A 3,171-nucleotide genomic window follows, 5' to 3' on the forward strand; every position below is an offset into this window, starting at 1 on the left:
TCTCAGGCCCGCTGCTCGACCGCATCGACCTCAGGATCGAGGTGCCGGCGGTCTCCGCCAGCGACCTGATCCGGCCCGACAAGGCCGAGGCCAGCGCTTCGGTGGCGCAGCGCGTGGCGCGCGCCCGCGCGATCCAGCGCGAGCGGCTCGAACGGCTTGGCGCCGCCAGCGCCACGACCAACGCGCATTGCCCGCCCGCGATCATCGAGGCGATCGCAAGGCCGGATAGCGCGGGCCTGACGCTGCTGAAGGACGCCAGCGAGAAGCTCGCCTTTTCGGCGCGGGCCTATCACCGAGTGCTGAAAGTGGCGCGCACGCTGGCCGACCTCGACGCCAGCGAGACCGTTGGGCGCATCCATCTCGCCGAGGCGATTTCCTACCGGATGAGCGCGGAGCGCATGGCGCAGGCCGCGTAGAGCCGCCGGATGCCGCGCGTAGGCAAAACATATAGGCTAGTGCCGAAGTGAACCTTTTGGAGGGATGACGGGCATGTTCAGGAAGGGGATTGCCGTAACCGCCGCCGCGGCCTTGCTGCTGGGCAGTGTCCTGCACGCTTCGGCCGCAGGTCAAGGAGGACCTGGCGCACGGAACCAAGTCGCAAAATAAGGCACTCGAAACCATAAGGTCAAACAGGGCGCACGAAAGCCTGCCGTGAAGCCAGGCCGGAAGAGCAGGAAGCCCGCTGCATCTCAGCTTGCGGTGCCCAACAGCAACAACGGCAACGTTGCGGTGGGCGGGCCCTATGTCGGTTTGAAATACATCGGAAACGTTCCATGACGGGCCGCTGCCGTTCAGGCGATCAGCCAGCGGCTACCGCGCCTTCAGCTCCAGCCGCCGTCTATGCAGCACCGGCTCCGTATATCCGTTCGGCTGGACTGTGCCCTTGAACACCAGGTCGCAGGCGGCCTGGAACGCGATGGAATTGTCGAAGTCGGCCGCCATCGGCCGGTAGAGCGGGTCGCCGACATTCTGCAGGGCGACGATCGCCGCCATGCGCTGCAGCGAATCCCGCACCTGAATTTCCGAGCACACCTTGTGGCGCAGCCAGTTGGCGATGTGCTGCGAAGAGATGCGCAGCGTGGCGCGGTCCTCCATCAGGCCGACGTCGTTGATGTCCGGCACTTTCGAGCAGCCGACGCCCTGGTCGATCCAGCGCACGACATAGCCCAGAATGCCTTGCGAATTGTTGTCGAGCTCGCGCTGGATCTCGTCGGGCGTCCAATTCGGCCGCACCGCCACCGGAACCGAGAGGATATCGTCGAGCCTGGCCTTCGGCCGGCTCTTCAGCGCCGCCTGCACGGCATGCACGTCGACCTTGTGATAATGCGTGGCATGCAATGTCGCCGCCGTCGGCGACGGCACCCAGGCGGTGTTGGCGCCTGCTTTCGGATGGGCGATCTTCTGTTCCAGCATCGCCGCCATCAGGTCGGGCATCGCCCACATGCCCTTGCCGATCTGGGCATGGCCGGCAAGCCCGCACTCCAGTCCGGTGTCGACATTCCAGGCCTCGTAGGCAGAAATCCACGCGGCTTGCTTCATGTCGCCCTTGCGGATCATCGGGCCGGCTTCCATCGAGGTGTGGATCTCGTCGCCGGTGCGGTCGAGGAAGCCGGTGTTGATGAACACGACGCGCTCGCGCGCAGCGCGGATCGCCTCCTTGAGGTTGACGGTGGTGCGCCGCTCCTCGTCCATGATGCCCATCTTGATGGTGTTTTTGGCCATGCCGAGCAGGGCCTCGACGCGGTCGAAGATCTCGACGGCGTAGGCGACTTCCTCCGGCCCGTGCATCTTCGGCTTCACCACATACATTGAGCCGGCGCGGGAATTGGCGCGGCGGCCGTTCGGCCCGACATCGTGCAGCGCGATCAGCGCGGTGATCGCGGCGTCCATGATGCCTTCCGGCACCTCATTGCCGTCGCGGTCGAGAATGGCCGGGTTGGTCATCAGGTGGCCGACGTTCCTGACCAGCATCAGCGAGCGGCCGGGCAGCGTCAGCGCGCCGCCGGAGGGCGCGGTGTAGGTGCGGTCGGGGTTGAGCTTGCGCACGAAGCTCTTGCCGCCCTTGCTGATCTCTTCGGCGAGATCGCCCTTCATCAGGCCGAGCCAGTTGCGGTAGACCACGACCTTGTCCTCGGCATCGACCGCGGCGACCGAATCCTCGCAGTCCTGGATGGTGGTCAGCGCCGATTCCAGGATGACATCGGCGATCCCCGCCGGATCGGTGCGGCCGATCTGGTTGGCGCGGTCGATGCGGATCTCGATATGCAGGCCGTTCCTGACCAGCAGCACGGCTTGCGGGTTGGCGGCATCGCCGCGATAGCCGGCGAATTGCCTGGGATCGGCAAGTGTCGTGACACCGGCGCCCTCGCCCAGCCGCAGCATGCCGTTGACAAACGAAAGCCCGTTGACCCCGGCCCATTTGCCAGAGGTCAGCGGCACCGACTGGTCAAGGAAATCCTTGGCCCAGGCGATGACCTTGGCGCCGCGCGCCGGGTTAAAACCCTTGCCCTTCTCGGCGCCGCCGGTCTCGGGAATGGCGTCGGTGCCGTAGAGCGCGTCGTAGAGCGAACCCCAGCGGGCGTTCGCCGCATTCAGCGCATAGCGCGCATTCATCACCGGCACGACCAGCTGCGGCCCGGCGACGACGGCGATCTCGGGATCGACATTGTCGGTCGAGACGCTGAAGGCCGGCCCTTCCGGCACCAGATAGCCGATCTCCTCCAGAAAGGCCCTGTAGGTGCTCATGTCGAGCGGCGCGCCGTTTTGGCGGTACCAGGCGTCGAGTTTTTCCTGCATGGCGTCGCGCTTGGCGAGCAGCGCCCGGTTCTTCGGCGCGAGGTCGTGGACAATGGCGGAAAAGCCGTTCCAGAATTTTTCCGCGTCAATGCCGGTGCCGGGTGCTGCCTCGGCCGCCACGAAGTCGTGCAGCTCGCGGGCGATCTGCAACCCGGCGGTCTCGATGCGGTCGGTCATCAGGGCTTCTCCAGATGAAAGGCTTTGCGGCCTTTGGCATGTCAGGGGTGAAGGGTCAATTCAGCTTAGGGTGAAGGCGGGGAGAATTGCCGTCGGCGAGGCTGCTGATCTCCCCCCTCGAGGGGGAGATGGCCGGCAGGCCAGAGGGGGTTGGTGCGACTGGACGCGACGCTCTTGCTGCAACCGAAGCGTTAGCGC

Annotated in this window: 1 protein-coding gene and 1 pseudogene; one reads left to right on the top strand and one right to left on the bottom strand. The window is 65.8% G+C overall.

Annotated features, from left to right (window positions below; translation table 11 throughout):
• Positions 1–416: pseudogene (locus EN742_RS29450) on the top strand (YifB family Mg chelatase-like AAA ATPase); the annotation flags it as partial.
• A 394-nt stretch (positions 417–810) separates the two neighbouring features.
• Here the strand turns inward: EN742_RS29450 and EN742_RS29455 are convergent.
• Entirely contained in the window at positions 811–2,973 is a 2,163-nt protein-coding gene (locus EN742_RS29455; RefSeq protein WP_128333581.1) for a malate synthase G, read from the bottom strand.
• Between the last annotated feature and the right edge of the window lie 198 nt (positions 2,974–3,171).

This window comes from Mesorhizobium sp. M4A.F.Ca.ET.020.02.1.1 (genome assembly GCF_004022645.1).
Classification (GTDB): Bacteria; Pseudomonadota; Alphaproteobacteria; order Rhizobiales; family Rhizobiaceae; genus Mesorhizobium.

Excerpts from the sequence above, each read along its gene's own strand:
- EN742_RS29455 (WP_128333581.1), bottom strand. The coding sequence starts at position 2,973 with ATGACCGACCGCATCGAGACCGCCGGGTTGCAGATCGCCCGCGAGCTG.